Below are 15,137 nucleotides of genomic sequence, written 5' to 3'. Positions count from 1 at the left end.
ATGATTTCCAGCGGTTTGCCTGCGGCAAGAGCAACGGCGGCACGGGTACGCATGGCTGATATTTCTCCCTTAACAATCGCGCGCAACCTGGGCCAGACTGGGGCGGAAAGCAACGCAGGAAGAGATATGTTTCGCCTGGTTTCCCGGTTTGCCGCAGCCTCTCTGTGCCTCGCGGCCTGTACGCCTCAGCCTGTCCGCCCGCCCTCGCGCCCCGCAGCCCCGGCAGCGGCCCAGCCCGCCATAACGGAGCCTGTTCTGACCGAACGCGAGCCAGATACCTGCCGCCTCGCAAGCCTCAGCGCGCTCCCTGGCCAGCCCTCCGGCAATCTGCGCACCGTGCGCCTTGCCGGCCCGTCACGGATCATCCCGCCAGGCGGCATCGTCGATCAGGGTGATTACAACCCTCAGCGGATCAATGCGTATATCGACAATCAGGGGATCATAACCCGGCTGGAATGTGGTTAAATCGACCGACACCGCCGGGAGGAAGATGATGCGAAACCGCGCCTTTGGACTTGGACTGATGCTGCTTGCGGGCTTTGGCCTTGCGGGCTGCGGCGGAAGCGGCGGAGGCGGAGGCAGCCCGGCCCTGCGCCAGGTCGCTGACCCGGCGCTTTGCGGCGCGGATCGCATGGCGCATCTGACCGGCGGCCCGGCAACCTCGCTGCCCGGGGACGAGGTGGACGGCCCGCTGCGCCTGATCCGCCCCGGCGATATGGTCACCGAAGATTTCAACCCTGCGCGCCTGAATGTCGCGCTGGATGCGCAGGATCACATCACCAGCCTAACCTGCGGCTGACACCAGTCCCGGTTCGCCGGACGGAAGGAAGAAAGCAATGACCCTGTCACCTCTGATTCTGCTGCCGCTTTGCGCGGGGCTTGCCCTGAGCGCCTGCGTCCCTGCGCCCCCTGCGGATAGCACGCCGAGCCTGCCCGCGCCTGGCGATGACACATGCGGCGCCCGCGCCGCCGGCCATCTGATCGGTCAGGATCAGGCCATGCTCGCGAGCCTTGCGGGGCGCCGCGATCCGATGCGGGTGATTTCGCCGGGCCAGGCGGTGACGATGGATTACATCCAGACGCGGCTGAATGTCGAACTGGATGCGGCCGGCAAGATCATCCGTATGAGCTGCGCCTGACCCTGTGCTTTAAGCCAGAAAAGCCGCGCCAGAGCGATCCGGCGCGGCTTTTTTCAGGGCAAGAGGCCAAAGGGGATTATTCGCGATAGACCGAATGGCAGGCTTTGCAACTTGCGCCGATCGTGCCCATACCGGCCTTGATCGTCTCGGCCGAACTGGTGTCAAGCGCTGCGGCCGCCTGCCCGAAACCCGCGGATTTCGTGGTGAAATCCTCCCAGCTGGTCCAGATCGCAGGGAGGGCCTCGGAGACCGGGTCATCTGCGCCTGCGGTTGCGAAAACCGTGTCGATCTGGCCGGCTGCGGCAATCAGGACGGTTTTGGCAGCTTCGGCGGCAGCGGCCTCATAGGGTGCTTTGCCGCTGGCCATCTCGCCAAGGATCTTCGAGGTAAGGCCGATCTCTTTCATCAGCTTTGCGCGTTCAATGGCTTCGGGCTGGGTCGGATCGGCAGCAAAGGCGGCGGTTGCGAACAGGAGTGAGGTTAAGAGCGCGGCGGTGACGGGTCTCATGGTCTGGCTCCGGTGCTGGACATGGATGGGTGGAGTTAAGCATGTGTCCGGGCACGGCGATAGCGGGGTGATCCCGGCCGGCTTCACAGCGGCGTGAACATGCCTGCGGGCGCGCGGGTGGAAGCGGCGGATGCCTCCGGCGGGAGTATTTCAGTCAAGAGGAAAAGCGGCCTGACGCCTGTGGAGTGCCGCGGCGTTGCGGGTGACCTTCCCCGCGTGGCACCAGCACCCGCGCTGAGGCAGGGCGGCCATGACAGGCTGGTTCCCTCTCCCGGAGCCGCAGGAACTTGCCGGCCTCAGGCGCGGAAACCGCGCAGACGGGCGGGCTGCAAATACGAGGCATACCGGGGCGGGCGCGGGGCGGCGCAGGGATGGGGCGGCACCGGAATGATTGTCACCGACGGCACGACGCCAAACCCGGAGGACCGCGTGTTGCCCGGCGCCCCGGGGTGGTTGCCGACCAGGATAGCGCGACGCATTGCCCGGTGACCGCTGCTGCTCCTGTCGAGGCCGGACCTATCGCCAGGCAGATCCTCCCTTGCCGGGCGCCAGGTCTATGGGCCGATGTCCCCCTGTTCACCGCGCGAGCCGGATGAAGACGCGAGCGGGAAGCAGACCGCAGATATCGCCACTGCCATCGCCCGCGCCGGCGGGGACAGATGAGCTGAGCACCGGTATCGGCCGCCTTGACGCGCGAGGCGGGGTGGTTGGCGCCATGATGTTGGCGAAACATGGCCATCAGGTGGTCTTGCGGGAAGAGGGCGAGGCCACAACCAGCCGAACTTCGCGAAACGGGTACCGCAGAAGGAAGAGCCCTGAGGGCATTGCCCGACCGGCCCGGGATCGCGTGGCGCGGCGGCATCCGGGCCGTGGTCCCGAAGCGCGCGGAGACTGACGCGGTGATCTCTGCCAACAGGGTGCTGTCGCGCGGCAGGACAGCGGGCAGGACAGCGGGCAGTCTGGCCGCGCAGCTGGCAGGAGCCGGGATATCAAATCATCTGATTGGCGACCCGGATGGCCCCGACGGGCCGGATGCAAAACGCGCCATTGAACAGGCCATGCGGCTGGCGGCACCACTTTCACGCGCCGCGAAGGGAGAAGAAAGGCCTCGGGGGCGGCCCGGACGCCGCCCCTCCCTGTCTGCCGCGTTACTGCGCGGGCAGCTGCACGAGGCCCGCATCAACTGCGGCCTGCAATTCCTCTGGCGAGACCGCGCCATTGGCATCGGTATCGATGGCAGCGAAGCCCTCTGCGGTCAGATCGGGCCAGACCGATTGCAGCTCGGCATGCGACCAGTCACCGCTGGCATCCAGGTCCTCGATCATGGGAAGCGCGGTCTGCGCGACTGCCGCGCCTGCAAAAAGGCCAAGGGACATTGCGAAGAGAGCCATCCGTTTCATCGGGCGTTTCATCGGGTCATCCTTTCGGTATTTCCGTTTTCAGTCTGACGGGGCGCGGCATTACCGGCCCCGAGCTCCAATCTGGGCAGGATCGCGGCAGGGTAAAGAGCTGCTGCCAACCGGCGGGGATCGCCCGCTGAAACCGCCCCTGCACGCGGATTTTCTCCGCCAGGAGCGGTTTTGCGCCCTTTTCCCGCCAGGGCCGGCCCGCGCTTTGCGCAAGGCCCTGCCTGTCGGATGGGCAGAGGCGAACCGGCCATCCGGACCAGGGTCGCCGTTTCCGTGCCTTCAACGATCCCCGCAAATTCCCCGGATAGGTCGCGTCTCTGCCCCGATCCCGCCCGAATTGGGGGGCAAAGAGAGCGAAGGCCCAGGATCTGGAGGGTCTTTCCCGGGCAAAGATGCGCTGACTGCGCTGCCCGGACCTCCGGACCCGATGGCTGCGACGCTACCCCTGTTTTCTGCCCTCAATTCTGCTGCCGAGGAACCCGATGGATCGACTGACCGAGATGGAAGCTTTTGCCACCGTTGTGGATCAGGGCGGATTCACAGATGCGGCCAAGAAGATGGGGATCTCGAAATCCGCCGTCTCGAAACATGTCTCCTCGCTTGAGGCACGGCTTGGTGCGCGGCTGCTGAACCGGACCACCAGACGCGTCTCACCGACCGAGATTGGCCTTGCCTATTACGACCGCGCCCGCCGTGTGCTGAATGACGCCGGCGAAGCGGATGCGCTGGTGACGTCGATGCAATCGGCCCCTTCGGGGCTGCTCAGGATTTCGGTTGCGACCGATTTCGGGGTGAACCTGCTTTCGCCCATTCTGGGAGATTTCCTGCTGGAATACCCCGATATCACCGTGAATATGGTGCTCAACAACCGTTATGTAGAGCTGATCTCGGAAGGGTTCGACATGGCGATCCGGGTGGGTGAGCTGGAAGACAGTTCCCTGCGCGCCCGCAAACTGACCGAGACCACCAAGCGCATGATCGCCTCGCCGAGCTATTTCCAGCGCTACGGCCGCCCGATGAAGATCGACGATCTGAACGAACACAAGCTTTTGCATTACTCCAACCAGGCCAATGGCAATGTCTGGAAGCTCACCGCGCCCTCGGGGGAACGCCGCCAGGTGCGCTCGAATGGCTGGCTGACGGTGAATGACGGGCAGAGCCTGCTGAACGCCGCGCTGGCGGGGCTTGGGATCGCTTATCTGCCCTCGTTCCTCTATGCGGATTCGATGCGTCAGGGCCAGGTCGAAGAGGCCATTCCCGGCCTGCCGACCGAAGTTCTGGGCATCTATGCCGTCTACCCGCCGGGCCGGTTCACCCAGCCGAAAGTGCGCGCCTTCATCGACTTCCTCGCGCGCCGCTTTATCGACAAAGGGCCGGATAAGTGGTGACTCCGCAAAGGTGAGCCGCACAGGTACCTCCCGGGGCGGCTGAGTGCCCCGGAATCTGAAATTCCGCTTTCCCGTTACACGCCTTGTCGGGAAGCCAAACTCAGGTCGGGGCCGGAATGGCCTCGACCCTTCTGTTTTTCTGGCGCCCGTCATCATTCGCATTGCTGGCGCGCGGCGCAAGCGGGCCGGCACCTTCGGCAGTCATCCGGGCGGCCGGAATGCCGAAATCGGTGATCAGGGCCTGACGCACCGCCTCGGCCCGCCGCTTCGACAGCGCGATATTGGCACCAAGCGCGCCCGAGAGATCGGTATGCCCGACCAGGATGAGACGCCGGGCCGGATCGGCCTGCAACCAGGCCGCGACCAGCGCGAGCGAGCCGTAGTCACGATCACTGAGCGCGGCGGAGCTGGTCTCGAACACCAGATCATCCAGCGCGAAAGGCAGACCGGCATCAAGCCGCGACTGCCCGTCTGCCTCAGCCCCGGGGGCGGCAGGCGTCACGGGTTTGATCAGGGGAACCGCCACAGGATCTGGCCGACCGGGGCTTGTGCCCGAAATAGCCGGCTCCAAATTACCCGGGGCCCCAATACCCGGGCCCCCAATACCCGGGATTGGCGCCGGCAGCGCCTCACGTCCGACCGAGATCATTTGCACAAATCCCGCGCTGGCCGAGCGGCTGACCATCAGCCCCACGGCCTCACCGCCCCGGCGGGCAGAAAGAAAGCGGAATTCGTTCAGATCGACATGCATCCCCGGCTCTGGCAGCACCTCGGTTGCGAAACGGAAATCAAAGCCGCCACATCTGCGCGCCTCGCAATCCAGCACAACCTCGTAGCCAAGCGCCTGAAGCTGGTCGCGCAACGGCGCCAGCAATTCCAGGGGCGAGGCGCCGGCGCTTTCCAGCTGCCAGGCGCGGCGGTCGACCTGGCCCTCGAAGGTTTCCACGGTCAGCTCGTCATTCTGCCAGGGCGCCACCGGCAGATCATAGCTGTCATAGGCCGCAGGCTGCGCGGTGGCCCCGGCCACAGGATAAGAGAACAGCGGCTGAAATGGCTCTGCCGCGCGCAAGGGCTGCGGCGCGGCGAAGGGCAGCACAGGGACAAGAACCAGCACAAGGGCCGGCAGGGGCAAGCGGAAGGTCACGGCGAACGGAAACCCTGTAACGACCTCGGTCAGACCGGACCGAAGAGTCTGAAATCAGCCCTTCCGGATCCGGTAATGGTATTTTCCCACAATCGACATGCCGGCGCGATCATAAAGCGCGCGGGCGGCGGTGTTCTGCTCTGTCACCGCGAGGCTGAGCGAATGGCCCCCCGCATCTGCGGCCCAGTTTGCCGCCGCAGCCAGAAGACTGGCGCCTGCGCCCTGGCGGCGCATATGCGGCGCGACCTCGATCGCATGGATCATCGCATGATGCCTGGAAAGCGCCACGAAACAGGCGCCGGCCGGGCGGTCGCTGTGCCGCGCGAGAATCGCGGTCTTCGCGCCGGTCACGCGCTCCATCACCCGGATCCGGGCGGGGCCGATCCCGCCCTGTTCCCAGATTTCGCGCGCGGTCTCCAGCGGCGGCCAATGCGGGAAAGCGGCGAGCGGCGGCAGGTCCTTTTGCAGATCCGCGACCGGAGCCGCATAGATCACCACCGGGTCGATCACCTCATAGCCGCGCGCCTCCAGCGCGGCGTCAAGGGCTGCGTCACCATCGTAAATCGTGAAAAGCGGCTCGGCCATCGCGGCCTCGGCAGCGCTGAGCGTCGCCTCGCTCAAGGGGCCATGCACGGTGGCCGCCGAGACGCGTTTGCCGCCCCCTGCCCCGTCGCGCAGGTGGAACGGCCCCAGATCATGGGTCGCAAAGGGCGGCCAGGTGGCCTCCATCACATCGGCTATGAGTTTTCCCGGCCAGTTCATCCAAACATCCCCACAAGACGCATCATCGCCTGATCAAGCCGCCCCGGATCGGTGCCACGGATCACCAGATTGGTGCCGAAGGCGCCGTTCTGCTGGAACGGGTAAGAGCCCATGCTGAGATCGGGGTACTCTTCGGCCAGACGGCCAAAATCGCCGGCAATCTCGCCCTCGCCACGCATGACACGCAGGTTTTGCGACAAAAGCGGCGCGCCGCCGGTGAGGCGTGGGAGGACCGAGGCCAGCATGGATTCGAAGATATTCGGCACCCCTGCCATGACATGGACATTGCCGAGGATGAAGCCGGGCGCGACCGAGATCGGATTGTCGATCAGCACCGCGCCATCCGGGATCCGGGCCATGCGCTGGCGGGCCTCGTTGAAGGGGAGGCTTTGGCGGTCATAATGCGCCCTGAGCAGCGCCATCGCATCCGCGCGGTGCGAGATCGCGGCCCCCATCGCCTCGGCCACCGCATCGGCGGTGATATCGTCATGGGTCGGGCCGATGCCGCCCGAAGTGAAGACATAGTCATGCGAGGTCGAAAGCGCCCGGACCGCGGCGACGATGGTGGCATGCGCGTCACCGACCACACGGGCCTCGGTCAGATCGATCCCGGCGCGGGTCAGTTCGCCCGCCAGGTGCCAGAGATTGGAATCGCGGGTGCGGCCGGAGAGGATCTCGTCCCCGATCACCAGCATTGCGGCTTTGGGATTGGCCATGCGGGGCTTCCTCATATGCGTTGCGCATAGAGGTATAGCGCGGCGGTGGGGGTTTTCCACCCCCACACCCCCGGAGGATATTTACAGACAGAAAATGGCAGGGCCCCGGTGGCTCTGGTGTTTTTATTTGCGATTGCCTATCTAAAGCCTTGAAAGCGAGGGGCGATGGACACGCGCGGACGGATCACAAAGGACGGTATTCGCATCTATGAAGAGGCGGATTTTGCGGGGATGCGTGCGGCGGGGCGGCAGGTGGCCGAGATCCTCGACATGGTTGCGCCTCTGGTGCAGCCGGGGGTGACCACGGCATCCATCGACGATTTCATCCGCGAAGAGATCCGGCGACGCGGGCTGATTTCGGCGACCATCGGCTATAAGGGCTATCAGCATGCCTCGTGCATTTCGATCAACCATGTCGTCTGTCACGGGATCCCGGGGCCGAAGGTGCTGGCCGAAGGCGATATCACCAATATCGACGTGACGGTGATTGTCGATGGCTGGTATGGCGACAGCAGCCGGATGTATGCGGCCGGCAAGATGCCGCGCAAGGCCGAGCGGCTGATCGAGGTCACGCATGAAAGCCTGATGCGCGGCATTGCCGAGGTGAAGCCCGGCGCGAGCTTTGGCGATATCGGCCGCGCGATCCAGACCCATGTCGAGGCGCAGCGCATGTCGGTGGTGCGCGATTTCTGTGGCCACGGGCTGGGGCTGGTGTTCCATGCGCCGCCGAATGTGCTGCATTACCATACCCGCAGCGCCGATAAGATCATCCTCGAGGAAGGCATGTTCTTTACCATCGAACCGATGGTCAATCTGGGCCGCCCCGAGACCAAGACACTGGCCGATGACTGGACCGCCGTGACGCGCGACAAATCGCTTTCGGCGCAATATGAGCATTCGATCGGGGTGACCGCCACCGGCTGCGAGATCTTTACCCTCTCGCCTGCGGGCACCTTTTTCCGGACCTGGGACCAGGCGGCAGCATAATGGCGGCGACGCGCGGCACCGATCAGCTGACGCGCGCAGGTGTGGTATTCACGCTCCACCCTTATGATTATGATCCGGGGGCGGAAAAGATCGGCATGGCGGCGGCTGAGGCGCTTGGTCTTGACCCGCATCTCGCGCTGAAATGCCTGATGGTCGAAGTGGATGGCAAGCCCGCCTGCTGTGTGATCCCGTCGGATGCGAGCCTCTCGATGAAGAAGGTGGCGGCGGCATTTGGCGGCAAACAGGCGGCGATGATGCTGCCGGCAAAGGCCGAGAAGCTGACCGGCTATCATACCGGCGGCATATCGCCTTTCGGGCAGCGCAAAGCGGTGCCGGTTGCGCTGGAAGTGACGGTCTCGACGGCGGAAAAGGTCTGGATCAATGCCGGCCAGCGCGGGCTATTGCTGGGGATTGCGCCCGGGGATGCGCTGACGGTGAGCGGTGGCAAAGCGGCGGCTCTGATCGCCTGAGATATGCATTTATTGATGCGTGTATGCATATTTTGCATATCAGGTCTTCGCATACTTTCGCATACAAAAGTTGCGTGACAGGCGCGCAGCCCCTAGCAGGGGTCAGCCAGCCATGATGCCACAGGAGCACTGCCATGTATGAGGACCGGATCCGCCACGGGGCCCTGCGCGACAGGGTGGTCTCTGCCGCTGCGGCGGCAAGCCTGATCCGGGACGGGATGGTGGTCGGCATGTCGGGCTTTACCCGCGCGGGTGAGGCGATGGCGGTGCCGCTGGCGCTGGCGGAACGGGCAAAATCCGATCCGCTGAAGATCACGCTGCTGACCGGGGCGAGCCTCGGCCATGACCTAGATAAGATCCTGGCGGAAGCGAAGGTGACGGCGCGGCGGATGCCGTTCCAGTCGGATCCGGGGCTGCGCCGGGCGATCAATGCGGGCGAAGTGATGTTCATCGACCAGCATCTGTCGGAAACCGTGGAACAGCTCCGGCGTGGCCAGATCCCGGGGGTGGATGTCGCGGTGATCGAGGCGGTGGCAATCACTGCGGAGGGCGGCATCATTCCCACGACCTCGATCGGCAATTCCGCGAGTTTCGCCATTCTGGCGGATAAGGTGATCGTCGAGATCAACCTCTCGCAGCCTTTGGGGTTCGAGGGGCTGCATGACGTGTTCATCCCGACCTATGCACCGAACCGGATGCCGATTCCGGTGGTGACGGTGGACAGCCGGATCGGCACGCCCTGGATCGCCATTCCGCCCGAGAAGATCGCCGCGATTGTGATCACCGAGAAACAGGATTCGGCGGCGGCGATTTCGCCCCCGGATGATGAGACGCGGGCGATTGCCGGCCATCTGATCCGGTTTTTCGAGGGCGAGATGGCGGCGGGACGGCTGACGAAACGGCTCGCGCCCTTACAGGCCGGGATCGGGACGATTGCGAATGCGGTGCTGCATGGGCTGATCGACAGCCCGTTTGAAGACATGCGGATGTATTCCGAAGTGCTGCAGGACAGCACGTTCGACCTGATGGATGCAGGCAAGCTGAGTTTCGCCTCGGGTTCGTCGATCACCCTGTCAGCCGACTGCAATGCAAGGGTGATGGCGCAGTTCGACCGTTATAAGCCAAAGCTGATCCTGCGGCCGCAGGAGATCTCGAACCATCCCGAAGTGGTGCGCCGGCTGGGGCTGATCGCGATCAATACCGCGCTGGAATTCGACATTTACGGCAATGTGAATTCAACCCATGTGATGGGGACGAATATGATGAACGGGATCGGCGGGTCGGGGGATTTCGCGCGAAATTCCATGCTTTCGGTCTTTGTGACCAAGTCGATCGCGAAAGCGGGCGCGATTTCCTCGGTGGTGCCGATGGTCAGCCATGTCGATCACACCGAACATGACGTGGATATTCTGGTGACGGAACAGGGGCTTGCGGATCTGCGCGGGCTGGCGCCGCGCGAGCGGGCGGTGCGAATCATCGCCGAATGCGCCCATCCCGACTGGCGGGCGGGCCTTGCGGATTACTATGAGCGGGCGCTGAGCTTTGGCGGCCATACGCCGCATATTCTGGAAGATGCGTTGTCCTGGCATGTCCGGCTCAGGAAAACCGGCCGGATGTGACGGTTTCGCCCCCGTTCAGGGGGCGAAGCGCCTCCGGCGGGGGAGTATTTACGTCAAGAGGAAGCCCGGGATGCTTCAGTCCCGGAACTGTCCGCCCGCGCGGGCTCAGCCGGAAGTCAGCCTTGTCCGGCGGCTTCCAGGCAATGGCGGCGGAAGGCGCGTTTGAGCATATCGAGCTCGGCGCGCAGGAGGTCGAATTCGGCGCGCAGATCGTCTTCCATGGCGACGCCGGTGATGATGGTGAAATGGGCAAGCACCGGCTCGGCCGGGGCGCCTTTGCGCCGGATCAGGAAGGTCTGGACCCCTTCCGACAGCATCTCGGACCGGACCGGCACTTTCACCGCGTAATCGCCGGAGCGGCCGGGGATCGGGGTGACGGTGACGCCAGGTTGCAGGGCGCCATCCAGCGTGACTTCAAGGGTCGGGGCGGTGTCGCCTGCGCCCGAGAGGATCCCCTCCCAGGTGCCGGCGCGGATGCGGGTGCGGGTCAGGGTGACGGCGTCCGGCATGGTCGACTCCTTACAGTTCGGCCCTGGGGCGCCGGCTGATCGTCAGATCGCGCAGCGTCACCTGGTTCATTTCGGGCCCTTCGAAAATCAGGTCGATCCAGAGCTTTTCGATCCGTTTCTCATTGACCCTCGTATAGGCGAGGTCGAATTCGACACAGGCGTCTTTGCCGTTCAGCGGCAGCTCGCGCACCACCTGTTCGACATTCGGCCCATGGCGGATGTTCAGCCGTGCAAAGACTTCGAGCGGCTTTTCCACCTCGATGATGGCGTCAAGCCGGATCAGGTGCCGCAGCCGCAGCCCCTGCGCCGCCGCATCGGGCAGATCCAGCACCAGTGACAGGAAACTGCCGTCAAAGCGGAAGACATCCATACGAAAACCAAAAGGCGCCACATCCTCTTCGCGGGTATTGCGCAGCTGGCGAACGGTCAGTTCCGAACGACGGCAGTCATGGAACAGCGTGGTGCCCTCGCAGATCAGCGATTTGCCCTCGACCGCCGTCATGCCCGGGACGGGGATCGGGCCTTTCCACAGATCCGGGCGCCAGGCCCAGTCGGTGCCCGGCAGGCGGCGGAAGGATCCGGCACCGATCAGCGGCAGGGTCAGGCGGTATTCGGCCTCGAACAGCACGCGGTCGACCTCGCGGCGGGTCTGGCGAGCAAGGCCGCGCAGGCTGCGCAGGCGGTCAAGCGGGGTGGTGGCGGCTGCGCCGGCGTTTTCCGACCAGCGCGCCAGCGCGCGGCGGAAGATGAGCCGGTCAAGTTTCTCTCTCAGTCGCCCTGCCATTGCTTTCCGTTTCGTCTGTCTGGCCAAAATTCCCGGGGCCGGATGCCGCGTTGTGCGCCGCCCGCCGGAACAGTCCCTGGCCCATGTCTGGCCCACATCTGGCCCATGCCCTGGTTAGCAGGCCGGGCCGGGTGTTGCAGCAGAAAACATCGCCCCCGCTGCGGGCCAGATCCCTGGCGCCCTTTTCAGGGTGCCGCAACCGCTGGCTTTTTCACCGTCGAGCCATTGGCGGCGCGGATCGAAGTGATGGATTTTTCCAGCAGCGCGCGGCTTTGGTCGGGGGACAGGCTGCTCGTCTCGGGCGCCATGACCGAGACCGAGACCAGACGCCCCCGCAGCCCCAGCACCGCGCGCCAGTATTCCCCCACCTGGCGGTCAAACATCCGCATGACCAGCGCGCCTCCCGACAGCGCGGTCTGGCGCACGACGACCGAGGCAGGGTTGCCATCACGTGCAAGGGCGGCGCGACCGGGGCGCGACATGAAATAATCCGACAGCGCTTTGGCGCCGGATTGCAGGATCTCGGCCGATCCCTCGCCGCCGATGGTCACGCTGATCACCGCCGGGACCACGGCGCCTTTCGTCGCGCATTCACCGATCAGCACCACCGCGCTATCGGACGAATCGCTGCTGGCACCGGGATGGATACAATAGCCGGCGGGTGGCTCGATCCGGATCTCGCCGCCGATAAAGCTCATCGCGCCGCCTTTGCTGGCCATACCGCCCCCTGTGCCACCGCCCGTTCCACCGGGCGCGACACAGGCCGAGAGCAGCGCGGCGCAGGCAAGCCAGGCGAAGAGGCGCGGGCCTCTGCTCCCGGATCTGGCCCCGGATCTGGCCCCGGATCTGGCCCCGGGCCTGTTTGGGGGCCTGGTCGGGGCCGCAATCTGCTTAGTCCGGGAAATCGTCGAGGTTGAAATCAGAGGCGCGTCATACAAAGCACTTTTCCTTCACACTGCCCGGCCCGCCGCCTGTCATACTGTCAGTCATGTGCTCCGGCATATTTTCGGGCGGGTAACGGTCCAATGATGGTTAAATCGCCCGGCCCTTCCGGGCAAGCATTCTGTCGCGGCGCCGGGCTTGCCGTCCGGGTCATTCCTGCTGCCCGTTACAGGGCAAATGCCGCTGCCGCCTTTCCCTTTGAGCGCCGTTGCGCTAATGCCCTTGCGATACAAGCGACTGCCCACCTGCGACACCACCGGCTGCCCTATAGCCTCGCCTCAGCGGAACCTGACGATGAAATTCACCCTCTCCTGGCTCAAAGACCATCTGGAAACCGGCGCTTCCGTCACAGAAATCGCCGATGCGCTGACCGATCTGGGGCTTGAGGTCGAGGGGATCGAAGACCCGGCGGCACGGCTCGGGGCCTTCCGCATCTGCCGCGTGATCGAGGCGGTGCAGCACCCCAATGCCGACCGGCTCCGTGTTTGCCGTGTTGCGACCTATCCGGGCGGGCCGGGATCGGATCCGGTTGAGGTCCAGGTGGTCTGCGGCGCGCCCAATGCGAAAACCGGGCTGGTGGGTGTATTCGCGCCGGTGGGCACCCATGTGCCCGGCACCGGGGTTGATCTGAAACCCGGCAATATCCGCGGCGTCGATTCAAACGGGATGCTGTGTTCCGAACGCGAGCTGGAGCTGTCAGACGATCATGACGGCATTATCGAACTGCCGGCGGATGCGCCGCTGGGCGCGCGCTACATCGACTATAAGGGCGTGAATGACCCGGTGATCGAGATCAAGATCACCCCGAACCGCCCCGATGCGCTCGGCATCCGGGGTGTGGCGCGTGATCTGGCCGCGCGGGGTCTGGGCCAACTGAAACCGCTGGAAATCACGCCGGTTGCCGGCACGTTCGACAGCCCGGTGACGGTCAGGATCGAGCCTGCGCTGAAAGCCAAAGCCGCGCCGCATTTCGCGGGCCGCGTGATCCGGGGGGTGACGAACGGGCCCTCGCCCGCCTGGCTGCAAAACCGGCTGAAAGCCATCGGGCTGCGCCCGATCTCGACGCTTGTCGATATCACCAACTATTTCACCTTCGCGCTGAACCGCCCGCTGCATGTCTTTGACGTCGACCGGATGGAGGGCAGCGCGCTGCATATCCGCCCGGCAGCAGCCGGCGAGACCCTGCTGGCGCTGGATGGCAAGACCTATGCTGTGCGCGCCGGTGATATGGTCATCGCAGATGCGCGCGGGCCGGAAAGCCTGGCCGGCATCATGGGCGGCGAGGAGTCGGGCTGCACCGACGCGACCACCACGGTCTTTCTGGAATCCGCCCTCTGGGATGCGATCACCGTCGCCGCCACCGGGCGCGCGCTCAAGATCAACTCGGATGCGCGCTATCGGTTCGAGCGCGGCGTTGACCCGGCTTTCACCCTGCCGGGGCTGGAACTGGCGACGCAGATGGTGCTGGATCTGTGCGGCGGCGAGGCCAGCCATGTTGTGAGCGATGGCGCCGCCCCCGACACCACCCGTGCCTACCGGCTGGACCCGGCACGGCTGATCAGCCTTGTCGGCATGGAGATCCCCGAGGCCGAACAGATCCGCACGCTGGAAGCCCTTGGCTTCACGATGAACGGGCTGATGGCCGCGCCCCCCTCCTGGCGGCCCGATGTCCAGGGCGAGGCGGATCTGGTCGAGGAAGTCGCGCGGATCGCCAGCCTGACCAAACTGGTCGGCGCGCCTTTGACCCGCGCGCTCCCGGGCGTGCCGAAGCCGATCCTGACGCCGATGCAGATCCGCGAGAAAGCGGCGCGGCGCCAGATCGCCGGCCTCGGCTATAATGAATGCGTGACCTACAGCTTTATCGACGGCGCTTCTGCGGCCCTGTTCGGGGGTGGCACGGATGCGGTGAAAGTCGACAATCCGATCTCGTCCGAGATGAGCCATCTGCGCCCCGACCTGCTGCCGGGTTTGCTGGCGGCGGCGGCGCGCAATCAGGCGCGCGGCTTCCAGGATATGGCGCTTTTCGAGGTTGGCCCGGTTTTCTCTGGCGGCGAGCCCGGGGAACAGGTGCTGCTGGCCTCGGGACTTCTGGTCGGCGCCTCGGCCCCGCGCGATCCATGGGCCTCGCGCCGACCGGTCGATCTGTTCGATGCGAAGGCCGATGTCGAGGCGGTGCTGGCCACGCTTGGCGCGCCCGCCAAGGTGCAGATCACCCGCAAGGTCGATGCCTGGTGGCATCCCGGCCGCTCGGGCGTGATTGGCCTTGGGCCGAACACGCTTGCGACTTACGGCGAGATCCATCCGCGCGTGCTGGCCGCAATGGGGGTCAAAGGCCCGGCGGTCGGCTTCACCGTGCAGATCGCCAATATCCCGGCGCCCAAGGTGAAGACACCGACCCGCCCGGCGCTGGTGATCAGCGACCTCCAGGCCGTCGAGCGCGATTTCGCCTTTGTGGTCGATGCGAGGACCGAGGCGCTGGTCGCCGTCAACGCCGCCCTTGGTGCCGATAAGGCCCTGATCGAATCTGTCCGCGTCTTTGACCACTTCACCGGCGACAAGGCCGAGGCACAGATGGGCGCGGGCAAGAAATCGCTCGGGCTGACCGTCCGGCTGCAACCGACCGCCGCCACGCTGACCGACGCAGATATCGAAGCCGTCTCGGCAAAGGTCATCGAAAAGGTCACCAAGGCGACCGGCGGCGCGCTGCGCTCGTAACCCCTTCCGGCGCGGGGGCCTTTCCTCGCGCCGCTCACCTCTCCG

16 protein-coding genes are annotated in these 15,137 nt (G+C 65.2%); 8 read left to right on the top strand and 8 right to left on the bottom strand.

Translation table 11 applies throughout. The features are described from left to right. Positions 1-126 precede the first annotated feature (126 nt). Genes JC607_RS22870 through JC607_RS22860 form a run of 3 tightly spaced genes read left to right on the top strand, consistent with a single transcriptional unit; the run spans position 127 to position 1,139 of the window. Positions 127-465: an I78 family peptidase inhibitor gene (locus JC607_RS22870; RefSeq protein ID WP_198839045.1), complete on the top strand. Its 339-nt coding sequence runs from the start codon at positions 127-129 to the stop codon at positions 463-465. 25 nt (positions 466-490) lie between these two features. Then, positions 491-799 carry an I78 family peptidase inhibitor gene (locus JC607_RS22865; RefSeq protein ID WP_198839044.1) on the top strand — a complete coding sequence of 103 codons (309 nt, stop codon included), beginning with the start codon at positions 491-493 and terminating at the stop codon, positions 797-799. A 37-nt stretch (positions 800-836) separates the two neighbouring features. Then, positions 837-1,139 carry an I78 family peptidase inhibitor gene (locus tag JC607_RS22860; RefSeq protein WP_198839043.1) on the top strand — a complete coding sequence of 101 codons (303 nt, stop codon included), beginning with the start codon at positions 837-839 and terminating at the stop codon, positions 1,137-1,139. A 76-nt stretch (positions 1,140-1,215) separates the two neighbouring features. Here JC607_RS22860 and JC607_RS22855 read toward each other — a convergent pair whose 3' ends face one another. Together JC607_RS22855 and JC607_RS22850 are read right to left on the bottom strand one after the other, a co-directional pair. Then, positions 1,216-1,647 carry a cytochrome c gene (locus JC607_RS22855; protein ID WP_198839042.1) on the bottom strand — a complete coding sequence of 144 codons (432 nt, stop codon included), beginning with the start codon at positions 1,645-1,647 and terminating at the stop codon, positions 1,216-1,218. A gap of 1,148 nt (positions 1,648-2,795) precedes the next feature. Beyond that, positions 2,796-3,059: an EF-hand domain-containing protein gene (locus JC607_RS22850; protein ID WP_198839041.1), complete on the bottom strand. Its 264-nt coding sequence runs from the start codon at positions 3,057-3,059 to the stop codon at positions 2,796-2,798. 479 nt (positions 3,060-3,538) lie between these two features. Between JC607_RS22850 and JC607_RS22845 the strand changes: the two genes are divergently transcribed. After that, a complete protein-coding gene (locus JC607_RS22845) occupies positions 3,539-4,444 on the top strand; it encodes a LysR family transcriptional regulator (protein WP_198839040.1) in 906 nt (301 codons plus the stop codon). A 100-nt stretch (positions 4,445-4,544) separates the two neighbouring features. On the opposite strand, the gene JC607_RS26205 is transcribed toward JC607_RS22845, so the two are convergent. From JC607_RS26205 to JC607_RS22830, 3 genes are read right to left on the bottom strand one after another with little or no spacing between them, the layout of a single operon-like run. Beyond that, a complete protein-coding gene (locus tag JC607_RS26205; RefSeq protein WP_198839039.1) occupies positions 4,545-5,588 on the bottom strand; it encodes an OmpA family protein in 1,044 nt (347 codons plus the stop codon). 54 nt (positions 5,589-5,642) lie between these two features. After that, complete coding sequence (locus JC607_RS22835) at positions 5,643-6,350, bottom strand: GNAT family N-acetyltransferase (RefSeq protein WP_198839038.1); 708 nt, start codon at positions 6,348-6,350, stop codon at positions 5,643-5,645. Continuing rightward, a complete protein-coding gene (locus JC607_RS22830) occupies positions 6,347-7,066 on the bottom strand; it encodes a molybdopterin-binding protein (protein WP_198839037.1) in 720 nt (239 codons plus the stop codon). Before JC607_RS22830 ends, JC607_RS22835 begins: the two co-directional genes overlap by 4 nt. Positions 7,067-7,231: 165 nt before the next feature. Here JC607_RS22830 and map point away from each other — a divergent pair, with 165 nt between their 5' ends. The 3 genes from map (at position 7,232) to JC607_RS22815 (ending at position 10,142) form a co-directional block, all read left to right on the top strand. Continuing rightward, entirely contained in the window at positions 7,232-8,053 is an 822-nt protein-coding gene (gene map / locus JC607_RS22825) for a type I methionyl aminopeptidase (RefSeq protein WP_198839036.1), read from the top strand. Next, positions 8,053-8,523: an aminoacyl-tRNA deacylase gene (locus JC607_RS22820; RefSeq protein WP_198839035.1), complete on the top strand. Its 471-nt coding sequence runs from the start codon at positions 8,053-8,055 to the stop codon at positions 8,521-8,523. Before map ends, JC607_RS22820 begins: the two co-directional genes overlap by 1 nt. A 134-nt stretch (positions 8,524-8,657) precedes the next feature. Further along, positions 8,658-10,142 carry an acetyl-CoA hydrolase/transferase family protein gene (locus JC607_RS22815; RefSeq protein WP_198839034.1) on the top strand — a complete coding sequence of 495 codons (1,485 nt, stop codon included), beginning with the start codon at positions 8,658-8,660 and terminating at the stop codon, positions 10,140-10,142. A 116-nt stretch (positions 10,143-10,258) separates the two neighbouring features. Here the strand turns inward: JC607_RS22815 and JC607_RS22810 are convergent, their stop codons facing one another. From JC607_RS22810 to JC607_RS22800, 3 genes are all read right to left on the bottom strand, one after another. Beyond that, positions 10,259-10,651: a hypothetical protein gene (locus tag JC607_RS22810; protein WP_198839033.1), complete on the bottom strand. Its 393-nt coding sequence runs from the start codon at positions 10,649-10,651 to the stop codon at positions 10,259-10,261. Positions 10,652-10,661: 10 nt separating this feature from the next. Then, positions 10,662-11,435 (bottom strand): DUF6478 family protein, encoded by a 774-nt coding sequence (locus JC607_RS22805; protein ID WP_198839032.1) that lies wholly within the window; start codon positions 11,433-11,435, stop codon positions 10,662-10,664. 185 nt (positions 11,436-11,620) lie between these two features. Beyond that, positions 11,621-12,154 (bottom strand): hypothetical protein, encoded by a 534-nt coding sequence (locus tag JC607_RS22800; protein ID WP_198839031.1) that lies wholly within the window; start codon positions 12,152-12,154, stop codon positions 11,621-11,623. Positions 12,155-12,671: 517 nt separating this feature from the next. Between JC607_RS22800 and pheT the strand changes: the two genes are divergently transcribed. After that, positions 12,672-15,092, top strand: coding sequence for a phenylalanine--tRNA ligase subunit beta (gene pheT, locus JC607_RS22795; RefSeq protein ID WP_198839030.1), 2,421 nt, complete (start codon positions 12,672-12,674; stop codon positions 15,090-15,092). Positions 15,093-15,137: the final 45 nt, after the last annotated feature.

Source organism: Paracoccus sp. IB05, assembly GCF_016405985.1.
GTDB lineage: Bacteria > Pseudomonadota > Alphaproteobacteria > Rhodobacterales > Rhodobacteraceae > Pseudogemmobacter.
The sequence above is the reverse complement of the archived record's forward strand: the minus strand, read 5'-3'. Positions and strand labels throughout refer to the sequence as shown.

What these genes read in the sequence shown, in the direction of transcription:
- JC607_RS22870 (WP_198839045.1), top strand. Translation starts at nt 127, where the DNA reads ATGTTTCGCCTGGTTTCCCGGTTTGCCGCAGCCTCTCTGTGCCTCGCG.
- JC607_RS22865 (WP_198839044.1), top strand. Translation starts at nt 491, where the DNA reads ATGATGCGAAACCGCGCCTTTGGACTTGGACTGATGCTGCTTGCGGGC.
- JC607_RS22860 (WP_198839043.1), top strand. Translation starts at nt 837, where the DNA reads ATGACCCTGTCACCTCTGATTCTGCTGCCGCTTTGCGCGGGGCTTGCC.
- JC607_RS22855 (WP_198839042.1), bottom strand. Translation starts at nt 1,647, where the DNA reads ATGAGACCCGTCACCGCCGCGCTCTTAACCTCACTCCTGTTCGCAACC.
- JC607_RS22850 (WP_198839041.1), bottom strand. Translation starts at nt 3,059, where the DNA reads ATGAAACGCCCGATGAAACGGATGGCTCTCTTCGCAATGTCCCTTGGC.
- JC607_RS22845 (WP_198839040.1), top strand. Translation starts at nt 3,539, where the DNA reads ATGGATCGACTGACCGAGATGGAAGCTTTTGCCACCGTTGTGGATCAG.
- JC607_RS22835 (WP_198839038.1), bottom strand. Translation starts at nt 6,350, where the DNA reads ATGAACTGGCCGGGAAAACTCATAGCCGATGTGATGGAGGCCACCTGG.
- JC607_RS22830 (WP_198839037.1), bottom strand. Translation starts at nt 7,066, where the DNA reads ATGGCCAATCCCAAAGCCGCAATGCTGGTGATCGGGGACGAGATCCTC.
- map (WP_198839036.1), top strand. Translation starts at nt 7,232, where the DNA reads ATGGACACGCGCGGACGGATCACAAAGGACGGTATTCGCATCTATGAA.
- JC607_RS22820 (WP_198839035.1), top strand. Translation starts at nt 8,053, where the DNA reads ATGGCGGCGACGCGCGGCACCGATCAGCTGACGCGCGCAGGTGTGGTA.
- JC607_RS22815 (WP_198839034.1), top strand. Translation starts at nt 8,658, where the DNA reads ATGTATGAGGACCGGATCCGCCACGGGGCCCTGCGCGACAGGGTGGTC.
- JC607_RS22810 (WP_198839033.1), bottom strand. Translation starts at nt 10,651, where the DNA reads ATGCCGGACGCCGTCACCCTGACCCGCACCCGCATCCGCGCCGGCACC.
- JC607_RS22805 (WP_198839032.1), bottom strand. Translation starts at nt 11,435, where the DNA reads ATGGCAGGGCGACTGAGAGAGAAACTTGACCGGCTCATCTTCCGCCGC.
- JC607_RS22800 (WP_198839031.1), bottom strand. Translation starts at nt 12,154, where the DNA reads ATGGCCAGCAAAGGCGGCGCGATGAGCTTTATCGGCGGCGAGATCCGG.
- pheT (WP_198839030.1), top strand. Translation starts at nt 12,672, where the DNA reads ATGAAATTCACCCTCTCCTGGCTCAAAGACCATCTGGAAACCGGCGCT.